The organism is Candidatus Nitrosopumilus salarius BD31, assembly GCF_000242875.2.
GTDB classification, from domain to species: Archaea; Thermoproteota; Nitrososphaeria; order Nitrososphaerales; family Nitrosopumilaceae; genus Nitrosopumilus; species Nitrosopumilus salarius.
The window spans coordinates 1-2,765 of record NZ_AEXL02000123.1 but is presented as its reverse complement, the minus strand read 5'-3'; the positions used below and the strand labels follow the sequence as shown (position 1 = coordinate 2,765).

At 31.8% G+C, this 2,765-nt stretch carries 4 protein-coding genes; 1 reads left to right on the top strand and 3 read right to left on the bottom strand.

Annotation, left to right across the window (positions count from 1 at the left end):
• The 3 genes from BD31_RS07195 to BD31_RS10110 form a co-directional block, all read right to left on the bottom strand.
• A partial coding sequence (locus BD31_RS07195) for a hypothetical protein (protein WP_008300583.1) occupies window positions 1-266 on the bottom strand: 266 nt, incomplete at its 3' end.
• Between the two features lie 168 nt (window positions 267-434).
• Window positions 435-629: a hypothetical protein gene (locus BD31_RS10115; protein WP_158641236.1), complete on the bottom strand. Its 195-nt coding sequence runs from the start codon at window positions 627-629 to the stop codon at window positions 435-437.
• 356 nt (window positions 630-985) lie between these two features.
• A complete protein-coding gene (locus BD31_RS10110) occupies window positions 986-1,141 on the bottom strand; it encodes a hypothetical protein (protein WP_008300587.1) in 156 nt (51 codons plus the stop codon).
• A 106-nt stretch (window positions 1,142-1,247) separates the two neighbouring features.
• Between BD31_RS10110 and BD31_RS07185 the strand changes: the two genes are divergently transcribed.
• The coding region (locus tag BD31_RS07185) for an HD domain-containing protein (RefSeq protein WP_008300585.1) at window positions 1,248-2,765 on the top strand (1,518 nt) is incomplete at its 3' end.

The window sequence follows — 2,765 nt, the reverse complement described above, 5'->3', positions numbered from 1 at the left end:
ATTTTCCCGGTTGTACATAATAATCTCAACCAAGTTACTTGCGGATGTATTTCATAATAAAAATTATCTCCATTCATATTTATCTGAATTCTTATGAAAACCTCCCCTTTGTTTGTCTCTCCAATTTGAAAGTTAATTGTAACATCTCCATCAAATTTCTTATTCTCTTTGAAGAATTGTATATTGCCAACATCCGTTTCTTCAATCACACATACATCTACTGAATCAAAAAATCCAATTCCACAGTTAGAAATTTTATTAATCATTTTTTACTCCTGGCAACTTGGTATTTTTTAACTTCTCTCTGTTCCTATATTCATCAATAGTGGTGAAAAACTTTCAATCACGTTAATGTTAGGCATAAAAAAATCTGAAAGAAAAAGATGAAAATGATCGTTTTGTAGACAACAGTGTGAAAAAACATGGTTCATTTTTCATGGATGCAAAACTCCAACAATTTCAATTCTTGTATTGTTGTCGACATTAATTTTCAATGTATCATCAATCACATGATATCCAATTTCTTCATCATCTACAAGAATTATTAGCCCATCCAGTTTTACATCAAATCTTTTTTCTAAAACAGGTAAAGGATCACACATTATAACATAGCCATGCGAAGTTGGCACAGGTTTCAGTATTAACGAGTGTGAATTTTTGTAAATGTCTCATGCCTGATATCGTATTTTAAAATGAATTGTATTGAACGATTTATGACTATAAGCGTACAAAAAGTGTACGATAGGGTGTGCGATAAGAAAAATTCCCAGTTCAGAAATGAGTGCTTGTGAATCTCATGCATGAATCATGACGGTATTTTTGACTACTAGTGAAAAGATTTGTGAATAAAACATAATGGCATTTTTTACATTCACGAAGGACAATTAGTGACACGGTTTTATTCACAAATTATGCGTGAATAAATGGGTTTTCAAAGAGTTTTCAGGCATACAAAAAAAGACTAGAGTTTAGAATATTCAAAGATTCATTCAGATTCAATACAATTCAGAATAATTCTGAAATTCAATGAATCAAAACATGGTGCATGATGAGTGTTCATCCAGATTAACACTACATGAGGGATTGCAATTGTTGGTTGCTGTGAAATAATTTCAGATGATGCTCTAAAATGGGATATCATTAGGATTCAGATCTCTATATTTAAGAATGCTAAACTGATATTGTACATCTCATCGAAGAATTACATCTCAAATATATTTAATAGATAAAAAGACTATAGGTAATTATTGAAACTTCCTAGTCCTTGGCTTCCTTTATTGAAATATTCAAAAACCATACGTGATCCCGTACATGGAGATGTTAAAATTACAAAATTTGAATCCATAATAATGGACACTGAGCCTTTTCAAAAACTTCGTCACATAAGACAACTTGGGTTAACTTATTTGGTTTATCCTGGTGCTCAACATTCTAGATTTGAGCATTCTATAGGTGCAATTCATGTTGCTCAACAAATTATGAATGCTATAGATGAAAATTTTGAAAATAGAGATATAATTTCAAAAAATTTCTCTGATAAAATAACAAAAAATGAAAACTATTTTCAATCTTTATCAAGCAGAGACAAAGTTCTTGCCAGGTGTGTAGCATTATTACATGATGCAGCACACCTCCCATTTGGCCATACCTTAGAAAAAGAAGGAAATATTCTCCAAAGTACTCAATGGGCAGACAAACGAAGATTAGAATATTTTTTCCAAGAATGTGGTATGGAAGAAAAGATTTTTTCATTTTTGATAGAATATGTGGATAAATCTGATGCAAATGATTTCATTGCTGAATTGAAACTTATACTACAAGCTATTGAGGGAATTGACCCAAAAACCCATAAACCAAATACTGGGGAATTACCAGAAGACAGTTCTGTTTCTAACTTAGAACATCCGTATATTGGCGATATTGTGGGAAATACTATTTGTGCTGACTTGGTAGATTACATTTTACGTGATTCATACTTTACGGGTTTAAAATTTTCTCGTGAATTGCGTTTACTCTCTAATTTCGCTTTAACTGGAAAAACTAAGAATGATTCCCGTGTAACATTACTTCTGGTTAGAAAGGGACGTGTACGCCCTGCTGACATAAGTGAAGCTGTGGAATTTGTAAGAGAGCGTTATTATTTGGCAGAACGAGTTTATTATCATCGAGTTAAAGCTGCTGCTTCTGCCATGTTAATTAATGCAGTTTATGCATATCTGAAATTTCTTAATGGTGGATTTGCTGCTAATTATGAAACTTTAATGGACATGGGTGATGATGCCTTGTTGTTCACATTATCTAGTTTATGTAAATCTAAAACAGAACCCACAGAACCTAAGTATGAAAGAGCTGTTGTTAAAAAATTAATATCAGATTTACAATCTAGACAACTTTACAAACCTGTATTTATGGTTCATGGGAGGGAAGATGGAAAAGAAAAAAATGAGATTCAGGATCTTATTGAAACTTTTGTAGATCCGGAAAAAAGATTTCAGTTTCAAAAGTATCTTGAAGAACTATTAGATCTGAAACCTGGAACTGTGATTCTCTATATTACACGAAAAGATAAAGGAAAGATTGCTAGAACTAGATGCTTATGGACTGATGGTAAAGTAAAACCTCTAAACAAAATCGCCGAACAAATTGATAACATTGAAAAAGAATTGAATGTAATTAGAAAAAAACACTCTGAATTATGGCGATTATATGTATTCTTAGATAGAGATTCAATCGAAACAAAAGGACATTTGGTTGCTTCTTATTGT

What these genes read in the sequence shown, in the direction of transcription:
- BD31_RS10110 (WP_008300587.1), bottom strand. Translation starts at nt 1,141, where the DNA reads ATGATATCCCATTTTAGAGCATCATCTGAAATTATTTCACAGCAACCA.